Annotated in this window: 17 protein-coding genes; 5 read left to right on the forward strand and 12 right to left on the reverse strand. The window is 61.8% G+C overall.

The features are described 5' to 3' along the window. Positions 1-2 precede the first annotated feature (2 nt). From rnk to AC56LH_RS12630, 8 genes are all read right to left on the reverse strand, one after another. Positions 3-398 carry a nucleoside diphosphate kinase regulator gene (gene rnk, locus AC56LH_RS12595; protein ID WP_499646483.1) on the reverse strand — a complete coding sequence of 132 codons (396 nt, stop codon included), beginning with the start codon at positions 396-398 and terminating at the stop codon, positions 3-5. 319 nt (positions 399-717) lie between these two features. Next, entirely contained in the window at positions 718-2,019 is a 1,302-nt protein-coding gene (gene gltA, locus AC56LH_RS12600; protein WP_499580263.1) for a citrate synthase, read from the reverse strand. 96 nt (positions 2,020-2,115) lie between these two features. Continuing rightward, positions 2,116-2,382, reverse strand: a complete 267-nt coding sequence (locus AC56LH_RS12605; protein WP_499646485.1) for an FAD assembly factor SdhE — start codon at positions 2,380-2,382, stop codon at positions 2,116-2,118. Between the two features lie 162 nt (positions 2,383-2,544). Continuing rightward, on the reverse strand, positions 2,545-3,255 hold the full coding sequence (locus AC56LH_RS12610) for a succinate dehydrogenase iron-sulfur subunit (protein ID WP_183555470.1): 711 nt from the start codon (positions 3,253-3,255) through the stop codon (positions 2,545-2,547). 57 nt (positions 3,256-3,312) lie between these two features. Then, positions 3,313-5,091 (reverse strand): succinate dehydrogenase flavoprotein subunit, encoded by a 1,779-nt coding sequence (gene sdhA, locus AC56LH_RS12615; protein WP_499570208.1) that lies wholly within the window; start codon positions 5,089-5,091, stop codon positions 3,313-3,315. A 2-nt stretch (positions 5,092-5,093) separates the two neighbouring features. Beyond that, complete coding sequence (gene sdhD / locus AC56LH_RS12620) at positions 5,094-5,462, reverse strand: succinate dehydrogenase, hydrophobic membrane anchor protein (protein WP_499646486.1); 369 nt, start codon at positions 5,460-5,462, stop codon at positions 5,094-5,096. A gap of 3 nt (positions 5,463-5,465) precedes the next feature. Further along, a complete protein-coding gene (gene sdhC / locus AC56LH_RS12625; RefSeq protein WP_499646488.1) occupies positions 5,466-5,891 on the reverse strand; it encodes a succinate dehydrogenase, cytochrome b556 subunit in 426 nt (141 codons plus the stop codon). 228 nt (positions 5,892-6,119) lie between these two features. Beyond that, on the reverse strand, positions 6,120-6,884 hold the full coding sequence (locus tag AC56LH_RS12630; RefSeq protein WP_499646490.1) for a GntR family transcriptional regulator: 765 nt from the start codon (positions 6,882-6,884) through the stop codon (positions 6,120-6,122). A 314-nt stretch (positions 6,885-7,198) separates the two neighbouring features. Here AC56LH_RS12630 and AC56LH_RS12635 point away from each other — a divergent pair, with 314 nt between their 5' ends. The 4 genes from AC56LH_RS12635 to acnA all read left to right on the forward strand — a co-directional run bounded on the left by AC56LH_RS12635 (position 7,199) and on the right by acnA (position 12,661). Continuing rightward, entirely contained in the window at positions 7,199-8,188 is a 990-nt protein-coding gene (locus AC56LH_RS12635) for a malate dehydrogenase (protein WP_499580268.1), read from the forward strand. Between the two features lie 98 nt (positions 8,189-8,286). Further along, complete coding sequence (locus AC56LH_RS12640; RefSeq protein WP_499646492.1) at positions 8,287-9,276, forward strand: HpcH/HpaI aldolase/citrate lyase family protein; 990 nt, start codon at positions 8,287-8,289, stop codon at positions 9,274-9,276. An 8-nt stretch (positions 9,277-9,284) separates the two neighbouring features. Further along, positions 9,285-9,848 carry a hypothetical protein gene (locus AC56LH_RS12645; protein WP_499646494.1) on the forward strand — a complete coding sequence of 188 codons (564 nt, stop codon included), beginning with the start codon at positions 9,285-9,287 and terminating at the stop codon, positions 9,846-9,848. Positions 9,849-9,955: 107 nt separating this feature from the next. Next, positions 9,956-12,661, forward strand: coding sequence for an aconitate hydratase AcnA (gene acnA, locus AC56LH_RS12650; RefSeq protein ID WP_183555478.1), 2,706 nt, complete (start codon positions 9,956-9,958; stop codon positions 12,659-12,661). 106 nt (positions 12,662-12,767) lie between these two features. On the opposite strand, the gene AC56LH_RS12655 is transcribed toward acnA, so the two are convergent. Further along, positions 12,768-13,451 carry a Fe2+-dependent dioxygenase gene (locus AC56LH_RS12655; protein ID WP_499646496.1) on the reverse strand — a complete coding sequence of 228 codons (684 nt, stop codon included), beginning with the start codon at positions 13,449-13,451 and terminating at the stop codon, positions 12,768-12,770. 377 nt (positions 13,452-13,828) lie between these two features. On the opposite strand from AC56LH_RS12655, the gene AC56LH_RS12660 reads away from it, so the two are divergent. Beyond that, positions 13,829-15,082 carry a DUF2863 family protein gene (locus AC56LH_RS12660; RefSeq protein ID WP_499646498.1) on the forward strand — a complete coding sequence of 418 codons (1,254 nt, stop codon included), beginning with the start codon at positions 13,829-13,831 and terminating at the stop codon, positions 15,080-15,082. A gap of 392 nt (positions 15,083-15,474) precedes the next feature. Here the strand turns inward: AC56LH_RS12660 and glf are convergent, their stop codons facing one another. The 3 genes from glf to AC56LH_RS12675 form a co-directional block, all read right to left on the reverse strand. After that, positions 15,475-16,629 (reverse strand): UDP-galactopyranose mutase, encoded by a 1,155-nt coding sequence (glf, locus tag AC56LH_RS12665; protein ID WP_183555481.1) that lies wholly within the window; start codon positions 16,627-16,629, stop codon positions 15,475-15,477. A gap of 249 nt (positions 16,630-16,878) precedes the next feature. Continuing rightward, positions 16,879-18,045, reverse strand: coding sequence for a serine hydrolase domain-containing protein (locus AC56LH_RS12670; RefSeq protein ID WP_499646500.1), 1,167 nt, complete (start codon positions 18,043-18,045; stop codon positions 16,879-16,881). Continuing rightward, on the reverse strand, positions 18,042-18,521 hold the full coding sequence (locus AC56LH_RS12675) for a CYTH domain-containing protein (RefSeq protein WP_499646502.1): 480 nt from the start codon (positions 18,519-18,521) through the stop codon (positions 18,042-18,044). Before AC56LH_RS12675 ends, AC56LH_RS12670 begins: the two co-directional genes overlap by 4 nt. Between the last annotated feature and the right edge of the window lie 4 nt (positions 18,522-18,525).

Below are 18,525 nucleotides of genomic sequence, written 5' to 3' on the forward strand. Positions count from 1 at the left end.
CACTACCGCTTCGCCGGTTCGGGTTGATGCTCGATGCCGAGCACCGTGGCCTCATGCGGGCCATCCGGCTGCTGCCACGACATCCGCCCGCCAACGCGCACACCCAGCAGTGCCATGCCGGCCGGCGTGAGCACCGAGAGCCGTTCGGCGGTGTCCTGCATATCGTTGGGGTAACTCAGCGTCATCGTTTCTTCTTCGCTGGCGCCGGCCACGCGAAAGCGCACGCGCGAATTCATGGTCACGACATCGAGCGGCATCTCCCACGGCTCGACCAGTTGCGCATGTTCCAGTTCACCCAGCAGCGCGTCGCGCGCCCTGGCCTGTGCTGGCGAAAGCCGGTCGAGTGCGCGCTCGAGGCGCTCGAGATCCAGCCAGGAAACAACCATTGCATCACTCATTTCAGTCTCCACGATCAGCGTTGAAAGAGCCGGCTTGCCGCTGCGATGGCGGCGCCTGGCTGCGGTGCTACGAACGGATGCCGTACGCCGCTCGGCCATGGGCTGCGCGGAGTAATCCCAGCCGCGCCAGCGTGCGTGCACCAATGGGGTCGCCTGATCGTGAATGCATGGAATGTTTCATAGTGGAAATTGATACTGATGAGCTCAGTATAGACCGCTTCAGCGGCAACGCCAGGGGTCGGTCAACGAAATATTTTCGTTGCATGCGCCATGAAAAAAGCGGGCCGCAGCCCGCTTTTTTAGCGATCGAACGGGCGGATTAACGCTTGTCCATGTCCGGCACGTCACGCGCCGGCGAACCGACGAACAGCTGACGTGGACGGCCGATCTTCTGCTCTGGATCGGCGATCATTTCGTTCCACTGCGCGATCCAGCCGATGGTACGGGCCATCGCAAAGATGCCGGTGAACATGGTGACCGGGATACCCAGCGCCGATTGCACGATGCCCGAGTAGAAGTCGACGTTCGGGTAGAGTTTACGCGACACGAAGTATTCGTCTTCGAGAGCGATGCGTTCCAGTTCCATCGCCAGCTTGAACAGCGGGTCGTCCTGCAGGCCCAGTTCTTCCAGCACTTCGTGGCAGGTTTCGCGCATCAGCTTGGCACGCGGGTCGAAGTTCTTGTACACGCGGTGACCGAAGCCCATCAGCTTGACGCCGGAGTTCTTGTCCTTGACCTTCTCGATGAAGGCCGGGATGTTCTCGACGCTACCGATTTCCTTCAGCATGTTCAGCGCTGCTTCGTTCGCGCCGCCGTGGGCAGGGCCCCACAGGCAGGCGATGCCGGCTGCGATACAGGCGAACGGGTTGGCGCCCGACGAACCGGCCAGACGGACGGTCGAGGTCGATGCGTTCTGCTCGTGGTCTGCGTGCAGGATCAGGATGCGGTCCAGGGCGCGCACCAGCACGTCGTTGACCTTGTACTCTTCGCACGGGTTGGCGAACATCATGTACATGAAGTTGGCGCTGTACGACAGGTCGTTGCGTGGGTACACGAACGGTTGGCCGACGTTGTACTTGTAGGCCATGGCGACCAGGGTCGGCAGCTTGGCGATCAGGCGGATTGCCGAGATTTCGCGCTGCTTGGCATCGTTGATGTCCAGCGAGTCGTGGTAGAACGACGCCAGCGCGCCGACCGTACCGACCAGCACCGACATCGGGTGCGCGTCGCGACGGAAGCCACGGAAGAAGAAGTTCATCTGCTCGTGGATCATCGTGTGCTTGGTCACGGTGTCGGTGAACAGGTCTTTCTGTTCAGCGTTCGGCAGTTCGCCGTTCAGCAGCAGGTAGCAGGTTTCCAGGAAGTCGCAGTTGACGGCCAGTTGCTCGATCGGGTAACCGCGGTACAGCAGCTCGCCCTTGTCACCGTCGATGTAGGTGATGCTCGAGTTACAGGCGGCGGTCGACATGAAGCCAGGATCGTACGTGAACTTGCCGGTCGCGCCGTACAGCTTGCGGATGTCAACGACGTCCGGGCCGATGGTGCCTTTGTAGATCGGCATGTCGATCGACGGGCTGCCGTCCGAGAACGACAGGGTGGCTTTGGTATCAGAGATGTTCATGGCACTTCCTTCTTGTGGGAGTGGGTCTACAAAATAAAACGAAACCGGGGGGCGCCGCAACGTGCCGCGTTGGCGAATCGGATGCCCATAGTTCGCTTACGCTAGCCGCAGCTTCGCCAGCAAGGCGTGCACGTGCGGCAGGTCGAGCTCGCCGGAGAGCTCATTGCGCCCCAGCAGCAGGTCCAGCAACGGGTTGTCAGCCAGATCAAGCAGGCGCGTCAGCGCATCGACCTCGTCGTCGGTCAGGTCCTGTTCGTGCGCGTCGAGAAAGCGCGTCAGGATCAGATCGTTCTCGAGCAGGCCACGACGTGCACGCCAGCGCAGGCGTGAACGGTTGGCAGGATCGGCTTGATGTGTAATCACATTAAAATCCGTTGTTGGTTCGACATCATACTCCGGCTGCCATGATTCGGCAGTACGGTACTTTTACGGTAATGCACACATTCGTCGAGCGCAATGCTCGACGCACGTCTGGACACCGGAACGCGTGCGACGTCCTTTGGGGCGCCGCACGCATTGCATCGCTTAAATCGCGCGACGCACCAGCAGTTCCTTGATCTTGCCAATCGCCTTGTTCGGATTGAGGCCCTTCGGGCACACGTCCGTACAGTTCATGATCGAGTGGCAGCGGAACAGGCGGTACGGATCTTCCAGGTTGTCCAGGCGATCGTTGGTCGCTTCGTCGCGCGAGTCGGCGATGAAGCGGTACGCTTGCAGCAGGCCGGCAGGACCGACGAACTTGTCCGGGTTCCACCAGAACGACGGGCACGAAGTCGAGCAGCAGGCGCACAGGATGCACTCGTACAGACCGTCGAGCTCTTCGCGCTCTTCAGGCGACTGCAGACGCTCTTTTTCAGGGCGGATCGACTCGTTGATCAGGTACGGCTTGACCGAGTGATACTGCTTGAAGAAGTTGGTCATGTCGACGATCAGGTCGCGCACCACCGGCAGGCCTGGCAGAGGACGCAGCACGATCGGCTGAGTCAGCTCGTTCAGGTTGGTCGTGCAGGCCAGGCCGTTCTTGCCGTTGATGTTCATCGCGTCCGAACCACACACGCCTTCACGGCACGAGCGGCGCAGCGCCAGCGAGTCATCGACATCCGCCTTGATGCGCTGCAGGACGTCCAGCAGCATCTTGTCGGTGTCTTGCAGCTCGACCGAAACGTCTTGCATGTAAGGCTTCGAATCCTTGTCCGGATCGTAGCGGTAAATTTTCAGTTGGACAGTGCGTGCCATGTTTTACCTATCTCATCACGGCCGCCGGGCGACAATCGCCCGGTAGCCACAAAATATTTAGAAAGTACGTGCTTTCGGCTTGAAGGTCTCGACCGTCAGCGGCTTTTGCACAACGCCCTTGTACTCGAGGCGGTTGCCTTCGGAGAAGAACAGCGTGTGCTTCATCCAGTTCGCGTCGTCACGGGTTTCGTAATCGCTGTGGGCATGGGCGCCGCGCGATTCCTTGCGCGCCTGGGCTGAAACGATAGTCGCTTTCGCGGTCTCGATCAGGTTGTCCAGCTCGAGCGCTTCGACACGGGCCGTGTTGAACACCTTCGACTTGTCCTTGAACGACACGTTCTTGCGACGCTCGTCGAGTACCATGATTTCCTTGACGCCCTGCGTGAGCAGCTGGTCGGTGCGGAACACGCCGCAGTACTTCTGCATCGTGGCGCGGATATCGTTGGCGACGTGCTGCACTTTTTCGGTGCCGGTCGACGTTTCCAGGCGGTTCAGGCGATCCAGCGCGAAGTCGGCAGCGTCAGCCGGCATCGGCTTGGCCACTTTCTTCTTCAGGTCGGATGCGACGACGTGGTTGCCGGCCGCGCGGCCGAACACGATCAGGTCGAGCAGCGAGTTCGTGCCCAGGCGGTTCGCGCCGTGGACCGAGACGCAGGCGCATTCGCCGATCGCGTACAGACCGTTGACGATCTTCTGACCGCCCGCGCCGTCCGGTGCCACGACCTGACCATGGATATTGGTCGGGATGCCGCCCATCTGGTAGTGAATCGTCGGCACGACAGGAATCGGTTCCTTGGTCGCATCGACGTTGGCGAACTTGTGGCCAATTTCGAGGATCGAAGGCAGACGCTTCTTGATGGTGTCGGCGCCGATGTGGCGCAGGTCCAGCAGCACGTGGTCCTTGTTCGGACCGCAACCGCGGCCTTCCTTGATCTCTTGGTCCATCGAGCGCGACACGAAGTCGCGTGGCGCCAGATCCTTCAGCGTCGGCGCGTAGCGCTCCATGAAGCGTTCGCCGTTGCTGTTGATCAGGATACCGCCCTCGCCGCGCACGCCTTCGGTGATCAGGACGCCCGCGCCCGCCACACCGGTCGGGTGGAACTGCCAGAACTCCATGTCCTGCAGCGGCAGGCCGGCACGCGCCGCCATGCCCATGCCGTCACCGGTGTTGATGAAGGCATTGGTCGATGCGGCAAAGATACGGCCTGCGCCGCCGGTAGCGAAGATGGTGGTCTTCGCTTCCAGGATCATCACGTCGCCCGTTTCCATTTCCAGTGCCATCACGCCGACCACGTCGCCTTCGGCGTCGCGGATCACGTCCAGCGCCATCCATTCGACGAAGAAGTGGGTGCGGGCACGGACGTTACGCTGATACAGCGTGTGCAGCAGCGCGTGACCGGTACGGTCGGCTGCTGCGCAGGCGCGCTGGACCGGCTTTTCGCCGAAGTTGGCCGTGTGACCGCCGAACGGACGCTGGTAAATCGTGCCGTCAGGGTTACGGTCGAACGGCATGCCGAAGTGTTCCAGCTCGTACACGACCTTCGGTGCTTCGCGGCACATGAATTCGATCGCATCCTGGTCACCCAGGTAGTCGCCACCCTTGACGGTGTCGAACATGTGCCAGTACCAGTCATCCTCGCTCATATTGCCGAGCGAAGCGCCGATGCCGCCCTGCGCCGCCACGGTGTGCGAGCGGGTCGGGAAGACTTTCGACAGGACAGCAACGTTCAGGCCGGCTTCGGCCAGTTGCAGGGATGCGCGCATGCCGGAACCGCCGGCGCCCACGATGACCGCGTCAAAACGACGGGTAGGAATTGCAGTTTTGATAGCTGCCACGATTACACACTCCAGAGAATTTGCACGGTCCAGGCGGCGCAAGCGAGCAGCCAGAAGATCGTTGCCAGCATCAGGAACAGACGCAGGCCTGCCGATTTAACATAGTCCATCCAGATGTCGCGGATGCCGACCCAGGCGTGGTAGTACAACGCGAGGAAGGTCACCAGCGAGAACAGCTTGAACCATTGGCGGGAGAACAGGCCTGCCCAGCCTTCGTACGTGAAATTCTGCCCGGTCAGGAACGCGACCAGCAGGATGACCGTGTAGACCGCCATGACGATGGCGGTGATGCGCTGCGCCAGCCAGTCCTTGACGCCGTAGTGTGCGCCAACGACAAGGCGGCGCGGGCCGATATTATTCTTGGTTGCCATGATTTAGAACACTCCGAACAGTTTCAGGCCGACCAACGCGGTCAGCGCCAGGCTGATGACCAGGACCCAGCGGGCGGTCGACTGGGCTGCATCCTTGTCCAGGGCAATGTGATTGTCCATGAACAGGTGACGGATGCCGGCGGTAAAGTGGTGCAGGTAAGCCCACGACAGGCCCAGCAAAATCAGCTTGGCGAGCGGGTGCGAAACAATGCCGGCAAAATAGACGAACGACGATTCCGACAACAGGCTTTGCTGGAACAGGTACAACAGGAAAGGCAAGGCCAGGAACATGCCGGCGCCGCTGACGCGGTGCAGGATCGACACGATCGCCGATGGCGGCATGCGATATTTGCTGGTGATATCGGTGATGCCGATATTGCGGAACTCCGGCCGCCCCTTCTGCTTTGCTTCTCTCACGGCTTCGGACATGATGGTACACCTCCCTTATGACAACAATTTTTATGTGAGCCCTATGGATTTTCGCTGATTTCCCTGTCCTGGTCCGTTCACGCGACGCCAGGTGGGCGGGACAGCGGGCGTAGGACCGGGTCATGTCCGCCGCACACCCAAAACCAAACTATTTTAGTCTCTCTTGCCGACTTTCGCTGCAGGCAAAATTTACCGCTGCAAAGTTTTCCCATACTGCTGAGCTACTTGTCAGGACAGCTCGTTCTGATAGTGATGTTGTTCAGTCAAGTACATGCCACGGCGCAGCTCGACTGCCTTGTCGCCATACGTGAACGAGACCCGCTCGCCGCACAGCAACGGCGTGCCCTCGGGCACTTTCAAATACTCGGCCGTGGCGGCATCGGCCGTCACCGCGCGGATCTTTTCCGTCGCGCGGATCATGCGGGTGCCAAATTCCGTTTCGAACAGGCCATACATCGGGCCCTTGTATTCCACCAGGCGCTCGGCGCTCAGGCCCTTGAACAACTGGCCCGGCAGCCACAGCTCTTCCAGGATGGTGGGCTTGCCCTCGAACGACTGCACGCGCTTGATGTAGACGACGGCGTCGCCCGCTTTCAGGTCGAGCAGGCGCGCCACCTCGGCCGGGGCCCGGATGCGCTTGACCTCGAGGAAGCGGTTTTCGGGATGGTGCGGCAGGCCTTCGTCGGGCCGCAGGCGCAGGAAGCGAAAATGCGCGCGTTCTTCGGCGTGGCTGGCAACGAACGTGCCCTTGCCCTGGCGGCGCAAGACCAGGTTTTCGGCCGCCAGCTCATCAATAGCCTTGCGCACCGTGCCCTGGCTGACCTTGAAACGGCCGGCCAGCTCGACTTCACTCGGCATCATCTCGCCCGGTTTCCACTCGCCAGCCTGCAGGCTTTTGGTGATCAGGGCCTTGATCTGCTGGTACAGCGGCCGGAAGGACGGCGAGCCGCTGGCGGCAGGGTCGGCAGCCGGATTGGACGAGGTGGAATTCATAGACCGGGATTTCACCACAAAAGTGACATACCGTCCAGCTTTTGAGGCATTCAGATATCTGTCTTATATAAGACATAAGATATGAATTGACAGCGTTCATGGGGCAGGCATACACTCATGCCCGACCGGGAGTCGGTGGCACTCTTGCCAGAGTACGCGCGCGACACCCGCGATTGACTTTTGAATAGCCCGGCCGACGCTTTTTGTTATCATTGCAGTCTGATTAAAGTCTGATTGCAGCTGAGCCCTACAAGCGTATGCTCGGCGTCGACCTCGGTGCAAACCGTTTTCATTCCCACTTTTGGAGATTCATCATGGCTAAAACCCCAATGCGCGTCGCTGTGACCGGCGCTGCCGGCCAGATCGGCTATTCCCTGCTGTTCCGCATCGCCAACGGCGACATGCTCGGCAAGGACCAGCCGGTCATCCTTCAGCTGCTCGAAATCGACAACGAAAAAGCACAGAAGGCGCTCAAGGGCGTCATGATGGAAATCGACGACTGCGCATTCCCGCTGCTCGAAGGCATGACCGCGCACTCGGATCCAATGACCGCGTTCAAGGATGTCGACGTCGCCCTGCTGGTCGGCGCCCGTCCACGTGGCCCGGGCATGGAACGCAAGGACCTGCTCGAAGCCAATGCCCAGATCTTCACCGTGCAGGGCAAGGCACTCGACGCCGTCGCGTCGCGCAACGTCAAGGTCCTGGTGGTCGGCAATCCAGCCAACACCAATGCCTACATCGCCATGAAATCGGCACCGAACCTGCCAGCGAAAAACTTCACCGCGATGCTGCGTCTGGACCACAACCGCGCGCTGTCGCAAGTGGCTGCCAAGACCGGCAAGGCCGTCAAGGACATCGAAAAAATGGTCGTCTGGGGCAACCACTCGCCAACGATGTACGCCGACTACCGCTTCGCCACCGCCGGCAGCGAGCAGGTCAAGGACCTGATCAACGACCAGGAATGGAACGCCAACACCTTCCTGCCAACCGTCGGCAAGCGCGGCGCTGCGATCATCGAAGCGCGCGGCCTGTCGTCGGCAGCCTCGGCCGCCAACGCAGCCATCGACCACGTCCGTGACTGGGTCCTGGGCACGGATGGCAAGTGGACCACGATGGGTATCCCGTCGGACGGTTCGTACGGCATTCCTGAAGGCACCATGTTCGGCTTCCCGGTCACGACCGAGAATGGCGAATACACGATCGTGCAAGGTCTGGACATCGATTCGTTCTCGCAAGAGCGCATTAACCTGACCCTGAAAGAGCTGGAAGAAGAAAAAGCCGGCGTCGCACACCTGCTGGGCTAATCAGTACAAGGCGCATGGCAGTTGCCATGCGCCAACCACGCCGTGCCCGTCAACCGGCACGGCGGTGTTTTATGCAACCAAGCGTTGTCAAGAAATCTATGCATCCTTCCGAGGTTTTATTCCAGGGCAAACGCCAGCCGCTGCTTCTCCCTGCCTGCGATCACTACGCCGGCTCAGAGAAACTGATGCGCAAATCGCTGACCCTGCAACAAGAGCTTGGCCCCTTGTTTGACATCACCTTCGACTGCGAAGACGGCGCCCAGGCCGGCGTCGAGCACGAGCACGCTGTTTTGGTGGCGAGCTTGCTGAACAGCGAAGAGAACCGCTTTAACCGCGTCGGCGCGCGCCTGCACGAGCCGGCCAGCATCCACTTTGCCAACGACGTCGCCCTCATCGTCGGCGCCGCTGCGGCGCGCCTGGCGTACGTGGTGCTGCCGAAAGTCGACGGCGTCGACGAAGTACGCGGCGCCATCGAGTTGATCAACAAGTATGCGCTCGCCGCCGGCCGCGCCGCCCTGCCCGTCCACGTGCTGATCGAAACCCACGGCGCGCTGCGCGACGCCTACGCGATTGCGGCGCTGCCGCAGGTCGAGTGCCTGTCGTTCGGCATCATGGATTTCGTCTCGGCCCACTACGGCGCGATTCCCGCCAGCGCGATGCGCACGCCGGGCCAGTTCACGCATCCACTGGTGGTACGCGCGAAGCTCGAGATGGTGGCGGCCTGCCACGCGCACGGCAAGGTGGCGTCGCACAATGTGACGACCGACATCAAGGACAGCGCGACGGTGGCAAACGATGCCCAGCGCGCCGGCGCCGAGTTTGGCTTCACCCGCATGTGGAGCATCCACCCGGACCAGATCAAGCCGATCCTCAAGGCGTTCACGCCGCGTTTGTCCGAAGTCAATGAAGCCACGAATATCCTGACCGAAGCGATGGTGGCGGGTTGGGGACCGATTGCGCAACACGGCCGCTTGCATGACCGTGCGAGCTACCGATACTATTGGTCGGTGTTGCAGCGGGCCAAGCTGGCCGGCCTCGCACTGCCCGAGGCAGCTGCAGCCATCGTCAACCTCTCCGACTCCCGATAATCCCGACCATGGCCACCCTCCTCTCTCCAATCGTTGCTGCCTGCGCACTTGCCCTTGCCACCGCCGTCGCCTGTGCACCGGCCAACGCCGCCACACCGGTAGCGCACCCGAAAGCCTCCGCCGTACTCGCTGCTGAAGCCGCCAAAAAGCCGGCGAAGGCTGCCGCCAAGAAGCCGGGCAAGAAAGCGAAAGCTGCTGCTGCCACCGCTGCCGTTACGGCCGCCGTGATGGCCGCCGACCCGCTCGAGGTCGACGAACCGGACATCACCGATACCAAGACCACCGAGTACGATTGCGAGCTGGGCAACAAGATCACGATCTACACGAACGACAACGATGCGGCCCATATCGCTTTGCGCTGGAAGACCCGGCTGCACCGCCTGGCCCGCATCGGCACCACCACCGGCGCCTTGCGCTTCGAAAATCCGCACTATGGCCTGATCTGGATCGGCATTCCGTCCAAGGGCATCCTGCTCGACTCGAAGCTCAACCGCCAGCTGGCCAATGAATGCAAGAACGCCACCCAGTCCGCGATCGTGGCGACCGCGGCGCCGGAGGCGAGCAAGACTTGAGCCGCGGCCTGGGTTTCCCGGATCCAGACCGTCCTGTCGCCTGATGTTATTTGATACTGTTGAAATAACAACGTTGTTGATAACAATATTCCACTGAAGGAGAGATTATGTCTCGCAACACCCTGAATACACTGAAGGAATTCCCGATCGGCGCAGGCCAGAGCGGCCAGTTTCACTCGCTGCCAGCGCTGGCGGAATCCCTGGGTGTGAACCTGTCGCGCCTGCCGGTGTCGATTCGTATCGTCCTGGAATCCGTACTGCGTAACTGCGACGGCAAGAAGGTCACCGAAGAGCACGTCAAGCAGGTCGCCGGCTGGAAAGCCACCGCCGAGCGCACCGACGAGATCCCGTTCGTCGTGGCCCGCGTCGTGCTGCAAGACTTTACCGGCGTGCCGCTGCTGGCCGACCTGGCCGCGATGCGCAACGTCGCCGCCAAGATGGGCGCCGATCCGAAGAAGATCGAGCCACTGGTGCCGGTCGACCTGGTCGTCGACCACTCGGTCACGATCGACCACTTCCGCGAGCCAAACGCACTCGACCTGAACATGAAGCTGGAATTCTCGCGCAACAACGAGCGCTACCAGTTCATGAAGTGGGGCATGCAAGCCTTCGACACCTTCGGCGTCGTGCCACCGGGCTTCGGCATCGTCCACCAGGTTAACCTGGAATACCTGGCGCGCGGCGTCATGAAGCAAGGCGACGTGTACTACCCTGACACGCTGGTCGGCACCGACTCGCACACCACCATGATCAACGGCGTTGGCGTGGTCGGCTGGGGCGTGGGCGGCATCGAAGCCGAGGCCGGCATGCTGGGCCAGCCGGTGTACTTCCTGACCCCGGACGTCATCGGTGTCAACCTGAAAGGCAAGCTGCGCGAAGGCTGCACCGCGACCGACCTGGTGCTGACCGTCACCGAACTGCTGCGCAAAGAAAAAGTCGTTGGCAAGTTCGTCGAGTTCTTCGGCGCCGGCACCCGCTCGCTGTCGACCACCGACCGCGCGACCATCGGCAATATGGCGCCTGAATACGGCGCGACGATGGGCTTCTTCCCAGTCGACGAAGCCACCGTTGACTACTTCCGCGGCACCGGCCGTACCGAAGAAGAGCTGGCGGCGTTCGAAGGCTACTACCGCGCCCAGGGCATGTTCGGCATCCCGCAAGAAGGCGAAATCGACTTCACGCGCGTCGTCGAGCTGGATCTGTCGACCGTCACGCCATCGCTGGCAGGCCCGAAGCGTCCGCAGGACCGTATCGAACTGGGCAACGTGAAGAACAACTTCACCGAACTGTTCAGCAAGCCAACGACCCAGAACGGCTTCAACAAGAACCCGGACGACCTGAACAAGCAATACACGACGACCAACGGCGTGAACGTGAAGAACGGCGACATCCTGATTGCCGCCATCACGTCGTGCACCAACACGTCGAACCCGAGCGTGCTGCTGGCCGCAGGTCTGCTGGCCAAGAAAGCCGTCGAGCGCGGCCTGACCGTGGCGCCGCACATCAAGTCGTCGCTGGCCCCTGGCTCGCGCGTGGTCACCAATTACCTGACCGCTGCCGGCCTGCTGCCATACCTGGAAAAGCTGGGCTTCGGCGTGACCGCCTACGGCTGCACGACCTGCATCGGCAATGCCGGTGACCTGACCCCGGAACTGAACGCCGCGATCACCCAGAACGACATCGTCGCCTCGGCCATCCTGTCGGGCAACCGTAACTTCGAAGCGCGGATCCACCCGAACATCCGTTCGAACTTCCTGGCCTCGCCACCACTGGTCGTCGCTTACGCGATCGCCGGCAACATGACGCGCGACCTGATGACCGAGCCAGTCGGCCAGGACAGCAACGGCGTGGACGTGTACCTGGGCGACATCTGGCCGACCTCGCAGGAGATCGGCGAGCTGATGCGCTTTGCCATGAACTCGGAAGTGTTCAAGTCGAACTACGCCGACGTCAAGGGCAACCCGGGCGAGCTGTGGGAACGCGTCACGACGACCGAAGGTCAGGTCTACAACTGGCCTGAGTCGACCTACATCGCCGAACCACCGTTCTTCGCTGACTTCGAGATGACCCCGAAAGCGGTCGCTACCGGCATCACCGGCGCACGCGCACTGGGCGTGTTCGGCGATTCGATCACCACCGACCATATCTCCCCGGCCGGTTCGATCAAGGAAGACGGCCCAGCGGGCAAGTGGCTCAAGGAACACAACGTCCTGAAAGCCGACTTCAACTCGTACGGCTCGCGTCGCGGTAACCACGAAATCATGATGCGCGGCACCTTCGCGAACGTGCGTATCAAGAACCGCATGATCCCGGTCGGTCCGGACGGCTCGGCAATCGAAGGCGGCATCACGCAGTTCCAGCCAACCGGCGAACAGATGTCGATCTATGACGCTGCCATGAAGTACGTGGCTGACGGCACCCCGACCATGATCTTCGGCGGCGAAGAGTACGGCACCGGCTCGTCGCGTGACTGGGCAGCCAAGGGCACCCAGCTGCTGGGCGTGAAGGCCGTGATCGTGCGTTCGTTCGAACGCATCCACCGCTCGAACCTGGTCGGCATGGGTGTGCTGCCACTGCAATTCATCGGCAACGACAGCGTCGACAGCCTGGGCATCACCGGTAAAGAAACGTACGACCTGAAGGGCCTGGAAGGCGAGATCAAGCCACAACAGCTGGCCACGCTCGTGATCCACCGTGAAAACGGCGAGTCGCAGGAAGTGCGCGTTCTGCTGCGTATCGATACGCCAATCGAAGTCGACTACTACAAGCATGGCGGTATTCTGCCGTTCGTGCTGCGTCAGCTGCTGGCGTAAGCGGTTTGGCCGGGCCCGCGCGAGCGGGCTGCGTCCAACGACAAAGGGCTGGAATCCTCGCGGGTTCCAGCCCTTTTTGTTGTTCGTCGCGGCTTCTGCGGCGCGATTACACCTCGGCCCACATCCTCAGCAGATTGTGATAATGCGCCGTCAGCCCAACCGTCGTGGCTGAATCGCCGTGCTCCCCCCGCAGCGCCTGGATATGCGTGTCCAGGTCAAACAACATCGCCCGCTTGCCGTCATCCCTCACCATACTCTGCGTCCACAGGAACGATGCCACCCGCTCCCCACGCGTCACGGGCCGCACCTGGTGCACGCTGCCGGACGGGTACACGATCGCATCCCCGGCCGCCAGCTTGACCTCGTGCGTGCCATACAGGTCCACCACTTCCAGTTCGCCGCCGTCGTATTCGTCGGGCTCGCTCAGGAACACGGTGGTCGACACATCGGCCCGCACCGCCGGCATGCCGCCGCGCTGGGCCCGGATGGCGCCGTCCACGTGCAGCCCGTAATGCTCGCCACCGGCATACGCATTGAAGTATGGCGCCAGCACCCGCAGCGGCAGCACGGCCGCGAAGAACAGCGGGTTGGCCATCAGCGCGCCGCTGACCACCTGACCCAGCTCGAGCGCGAGCGGCGTGCCCTCGCCCAGCTGGCGGTTGCGTTTGACCTGCGCGCCCTGGGCGCCGACGCTCTCGCGCCCGTCGATCCACTCCGGCGCCTGGTCGAGACGGGCGCGGATTGCCGAGACCTGTTCTGGCGTCAGCACGCCGGGGATATGCAGCATCATGATGAGATCGTGGTTGGTGCAACGAACAAAAAAATCCCCCCTGGCAGAGCCAGGAGGGGCGAATCCGGTCTCCCGGCGGGGGTGGTACTCCGTGAAGAGCATCTGCCAGCGCTTTCCCGGTCGCCGGCAGAGTCCAACATTCCTTCCGTCTTCCCACTGATGTTTGAATGAGAATTGTTCTCATTATGGCCGCTAGGTGCGTACTTGGCAAGCGTCTTGGTGCAATCGGTGCATACGGGGCGCGCCAGGCCCCCATTGTTCATGGCATATGGCCGAATCAACTACAATACCGGGGATAAGGGATTATCATCATTATCCGGCTCCGGCCCGCTCCACTGACATTCGATTCACTAACTGACAAGAGACTCACTCGCCCCATGCGTCGTCCTTCCAAAGATTCAACACCCAAACTTTCCGCAGAAAGCCAGCGCCTCGTCAGCCTCTCGCAAGCCCTCATGCAAGCTGCCAGCCGTGCCGAAGAACGGGCGTGGGAACGCCAGCTCGACACGCAACTGCAAAAGCTGCTCAAGACCAATCACCAGGACAGCATCGACAGTGCGCTGAACGCGTTGTTCAAGAGCGATCTGGCCTCGTACGACGTCCTGATGGACACCGTCGAAGCGGTCAGCGAATCGGCCATGATGGTCGAGCAAAAAGACGGCGTCGACGTCACCTGGCAGGCGTTGTTGATCGCTGCCCCGATCCTGGCCTGGACCCGGTTTTCGATCGCCACCGGCGCCATCCCGGCCGACCTGCTGTCAACGCTCGGCGCGCACTTTTCGGCCCACCTGCTCGCAGGCGGCACGAAGATGGCGATCGCCCCTACCCTGTATTCGATCGACCAGCTGCCGCGCACCCACGCCGAAACCTACGCGCTGACGCACAAGCTGGCCGCCGCCGCGCACAAGGGCGGCACGATCAAGCCGGCGCCGCAGTTGGAGGAAACCGCACCGTTCCTGGCCGACACGCGCTACATGCTGATCACGATCGTGGCGCCAGCGGGTGACCCGCTGTTCCGTTGGCAAGAGCCGCAGCATCAGCTGCACGTCGTGCAAGAGCGCGAACGCAGCCTGGAACAGTGGCGCACGCAAGCCACCGCCAACGTCGCGCGCCTGATGCCCGGCTGTGGCATCGAGCTGCTGCTGCCGGAAGCGTATTACGTCGCCTGCCGCGAAGCCGATAAGCTGATCCGTCCAATCTCGATCCGCGCCGCCGTCCACTATCTGACGAACACGCTGGGCGTGGAACCGTCCGACCTGCGCGCCGTCGTCGCCGGCTTTGGCGAAGAAGCACCGGACATCCAGATCGACGAATACCGCGTGGCCTTCACGATGCGCCAGAGCGCCGATGTCGTGTATGGCATCGTCTGGCCGCTGTACGGGCAAGAAGACGAGTCCGGCACACCGGTGGAAGGCCCGCTGGCCATCACGCACGATGCGCTCAGCCCGCTGAACGAAATCGTCGCGCACCTGAACGAAGCAGGCATCGCCCACATCAAGCGCATCAACGAACGCTACGCCGCCGAGTACTGCGACGACTGCGGCTCCCCCCTCTTCGCCGACCCAACCGGCGAACTGGTACATGCCGAAATGCCGGACGACACGCCGACAGGCAGCGAGCACTTCCACTGATATCCCACAGCCGGGGTCAGGTCTGACATTCGGACACGACCTCAGCTCTAGCCGATTTCACAGCCGGGGTCAGGTCTGACATTCGGACACGACCTCAGCCCTAGCCGCTCGCAACGATGTCGTGCTCAGAAGCAGGATCGCCAAGTGCCAGCTAGTTGCGATTATTCGACTGTCGAGATCGTGTCCAAATGTCAGACCTGACCCTCGCTTTTCGCTAACCAGTTTCAACGATGTCGTGCTCAGAAGCAGGACGGCCCGGTGCCAGCTAGTTGCGATTATTCGACTGTCGAGATCGTGTCCGATTGTCAGACCTGACCCCGGCTTTTCACACATGCAAAAAAAGGCCGGGCACTTGATCGTGGCCGGCCTTTTTTTATGACTGCGTTAGTGCATTACGCCATCGGGTCGATGGTGAATGCCGGCATGCGGGCGTTGGTGCGGGCGCTTTCCAGGAACTTGTCGGATGTGGCCAGTGCTTCGGCGATCGTGACGTCCATGTCCAGGTAGCGGTAGGTGCCCAGGCGGCCGACGAACGTGACGTTCGGTTCGTTCTGCGCCTTGTTCACGTACAGCTCGAGCATAGCCTTTTCGCGGTTCTGGCGGATCGGATAGTACGGGATATCCTTTTCTTCGCACTGACGGCTGTACTCGGCGTAGCAGATCGTCTTTTCGTGCTTTTCCCACGGCGAGAAGTGCTTGTGCTCGGTGATGCGGGTGTATTTCTTTTCGTTGTCGCAGTAATTGATGACAGCGTTACCCTGGAAGTCGCCGTCGGCGCGGAAGACTTCGAAGTCCAGCGTGCGGTAAGGCAGGCGGCCTTCGGTGTGCTTGAACCAGGCGTCGATCGGGCCGCTGTAGAACACGTGCTCGTATTCGCCCTTGGTGGCCGGATCGAACGTGGTGTTCAGGTGCACCGTCACGCCTGGCGTGTCGATGATGTTCTGCACCAGTTGCGTGTAGCCTTCGGCTGGCATGCCCTGGTATTTGTGGTTGAAGTAGTTGTCGTCGTAATTGAAACGCACTGGCAGACGCTTGAGGATGCTGGCCGGCAGTTCGCTTGGCTCCAGGCCCCACTGCTTGATCGTGTAGGTCTTGAAGAACGCTTCGTACAGGTCGCGGCCCACGAAGCGCAGTGCCTGCTCTTCGAAGGTGGTCGGGTTCTCGATCGTCTTGTCGCCCAGGTTCGCCAAGAATTCCTGCGCTTCGGCCGGGCCCATCGTCTTGTTGAAGAACTGGTTGATGGTCAACAGGTTGATCGGCAGGGTGAAGACTTTGCCGTCGGTGATGGCCTTGACGCGGTTGACGTACGGCTTGAACTCGGCAAAACGGTTGACGAATTCCCACGCACGCTCATTGTCGGTGTGGAAAATGTGCGGGCCGTAGACGTGAACCATGACGCCGGTCTCGGCATCGCGCTCGGAATAACAATTGCCGGCCACGTGCGGACGCGACTCGAAGACGTCGACCGTGTAGCCCGCTTGTGCCAGTTGGTTGGCGATCACTGCCCCGGAGAATCCTGCACCAACAATGGCGATGTTCTTTTTCATTCTTGTGTCCTGGTGATATTGGCAATGCCGGGGGAGGCTTGCGCCGGACCCCTGTCAAGGCCGTGGCACGCGTCGCCGCATCGCGAGTGTATTTAGTGGCAAAAGAATATCACCCAAACCCCCTTTTGCCCCGCACAATTGGACAAGGGGGTTTGTACGAAACCGGGGATGCAGCCATGGGGCAAAATGCCGTCCGGATGCGGTCTGAGTGAGGTCGAAAAGGCGTACGATGTGCTACCGAATGACGATCTATTTGCGGATCGCGCCCACCACGCGTGTGGCAAATTCAGCAGCGTTACCCGCGTGCCAACGCCAGACGATGACCAGGTCGTGCTCCGGCGAGACGACGATGTCGTTGCTGCCCGCGCCCAGCGCGGCAAACGTCGTGGCCGGCATGCCCGGCAGGTTCTTGCCCTTGGTATTGAGCCACCACAGGTAGCCGTAATCCGGGCCATTCGCGCTCGGCGTGAGCGCCGCCGTAACGTAGGCCGGAGGAAGTATCTGCTTGCCGGCCCAGTTGCCCTGGCGCAGCCACAGGTAACCGAAGCGCGCCATGTCCCAGCTGTCGATCCACATGCCGCCACCCCAGCGCGTGCCGCCACTGACCGAGGCCACCTGCTTGCCGTTCAATTCGACGTAGCTGTTGTGGTACGGAACCCATTTCCAGGTCGACGAGGCGCCGATCGGGTCCATGACCTGCTGCTGGAACACGTCCGGCACCGACTGGCCGAACACGCGCAGCAGCGACAGCGCCAGGCGGTTCACACGCGTGTCGTTGTATTCGTAGAAGGTGCCCGGCGTCTTGATGGCGCGCGGTTTCTTTTCACCCTTGCCGAAAGCGGCCTTGCCGATGAAGTTGCTGTGCTTGCCCCACAGCTCGCCATCCCATTCGGACTCTTGCTGCAGATGCTGCTTCCAGGTCACGGCCGCGTTATGCGGCGTCGCGTAGCCGCCATCGGTGACGCGCTGCGCCACCGGCTCATCGACCTGCAGGCGCCCTTCCCGCACGGCCACGCCCGCCACGGTGGCCAGCATGCTCTTGGCCACCGAGTAGGTCGGATCGACAAAGCGCGTGTCGCCAAACTCGGCCACGACATAGCCCTTGTAAATCACCACACCGTTGGTCGCGGCGCGTTTGGTCGGCATCGAGCCCAGACGCGTGCCGAAAATGGCTTCCTGGTCGGACAGGTCGAGCGGCCGCTCGGTCTCGCGCGATTGTGCGAACGCGATGGCGGCGGCGAGCGCCACCGGATCCATGCCGAGCGCCGCCGGGTCCTTGCGCGCCCACTCCCCGGCAGGCGGAAAGTAAGCCGCCCCGACTGCTGAGGCCGGCGCGGCCGAGGCGCCGGAAAACGCCAGACTCAGCGCGGTAACGATGACAACTTGGATGAGGCTGCGGCGCGCGCGATGGGTCATGTCGGGGTATCGGTCCAGGTGGAATACGGCGCCCTGATCAGGCTTGAATTGTAATAACGCTTGTCACCAGTGACTTCCTGGCCGATCCAGTCGGGCTTGTCAAACACGGCGTCTTCGGCCGGGAGTTCGATCTCGGCCACGACCAGGCCCGCGTTCTCGCCCAGAAATTCATCAACTTCCCAGGTAAAACCGGCATGCTCGATGCGGCGCCGGGTCTTTTCGACCAGGGGCCGCTCGCACAGGCGCTCGAGCAGTTCGGCGGCTTCAAGCAGCGGGATCGGATACTCCCACTCACCGCGCGAAGCGCCTTCGCTCTTGCTCTTGATGGTCAGCACGCCCTGCTCGCCCTCGATGCGTACGCGCACCGTGCGCGTCGGGTCGGCGCACAGATAGCCCTGGCGCAGCAGCGTGGCCGTGCCCAGCGTGCGCCAGCCATCGCCTGCCAGCAGAAACTTGCGTTCGATCTCGATGCCCATCGGG

The organism is Telluria sp. LT1R51-2 (assembly GCF_059685775.1).

Coding starts and splice junctions, on each gene's coding strand:
- rnk (WP_499646483.1), bottom strand. CDS start 398: ATGAGTGATGCAATGGTTGTTTCCTGGCTGGATCTCGAGCGCCTCGAG.
- gltA (WP_499580263.1), bottom strand. CDS start 2,019: ATGAACATCTCTGATACCAAAGCCACCCTGTCGTTCTCGGACGGCAGC.
- AC56LH_RS12610 (WP_183555470.1), bottom strand. CDS start 3,255: ATGGCACGCACTGTCCAACTGAAAATTTACCGCTACGATCCGGACAAG.
- sdhD (WP_499646486.1), bottom strand. CDS start 5,462: ATGGCAACCAAGAATAATATCGGCCCGCGCCGCCTTGTCGTTGGCGCA.
- sdhC (WP_499646488.1), bottom strand. CDS start 5,891: ATGTCCGAAGCCGTGAGAGAAGCAAAGCAGAAGGGGCGGCCGGAGTTC.
- AC56LH_RS12630 (WP_499646490.1), bottom strand. CDS start 6,884: ATGAATTCCACCTCGTCCAATCCGGCTGCCGACCCTGCCGCCAGCGGC.
- AC56LH_RS12635 (WP_499580268.1), top strand. CDS start 7,199: ATGGCTAAAACCCCAATGCGCGTCGCTGTGACCGGCGCTGCCGGCCAG.
- AC56LH_RS12640 (WP_499646492.1), top strand. CDS start 8,287: ATGCATCCTTCCGAGGTTTTATTCCAGGGCAAACGCCAGCCGCTGCTT.
- AC56LH_RS12645 (WP_499646494.1), top strand. CDS start 9,285: ATGGCCACCCTCCTCTCTCCAATCGTTGCTGCCTGCGCACTTGCCCTT.
- acnA (WP_183555478.1), top strand. CDS start 9,956: ATGTCTCGCAACACCCTGAATACACTGAAGGAATTCCCGATCGGCGCA.
- AC56LH_RS12655 (WP_499646496.1), bottom strand. CDS start 13,451: ATGATGCTGCATATCCCCGGCGTGCTGACGCCAGAACAGGTCTCGGCA.
- AC56LH_RS12660 (WP_499646498.1), top strand. CDS start 13,829: ATGCGTCGTCCTTCCAAAGATTCAACACCCAAACTTTCCGCAGAAAGC.
- glf (WP_183555481.1), bottom strand. CDS start 16,629: ATGAAAAAGAACATCGCCATTGTTGGTGCAGGATTCTCCGGGGCAGTG.
- AC56LH_RS12670 (WP_499646500.1), bottom strand. CDS start 18,045: ATGACCCATCGCGCGCGCCGCAGCCTCATCCAAGTTGTCATCGTTACC.
- AC56LH_RS12675 (WP_499646502.1), bottom strand. CDS start 18,521: ATGGGCATCGAGATCGAACGCAAGTTTCTGCTGGCAGGCGATGGCTGG.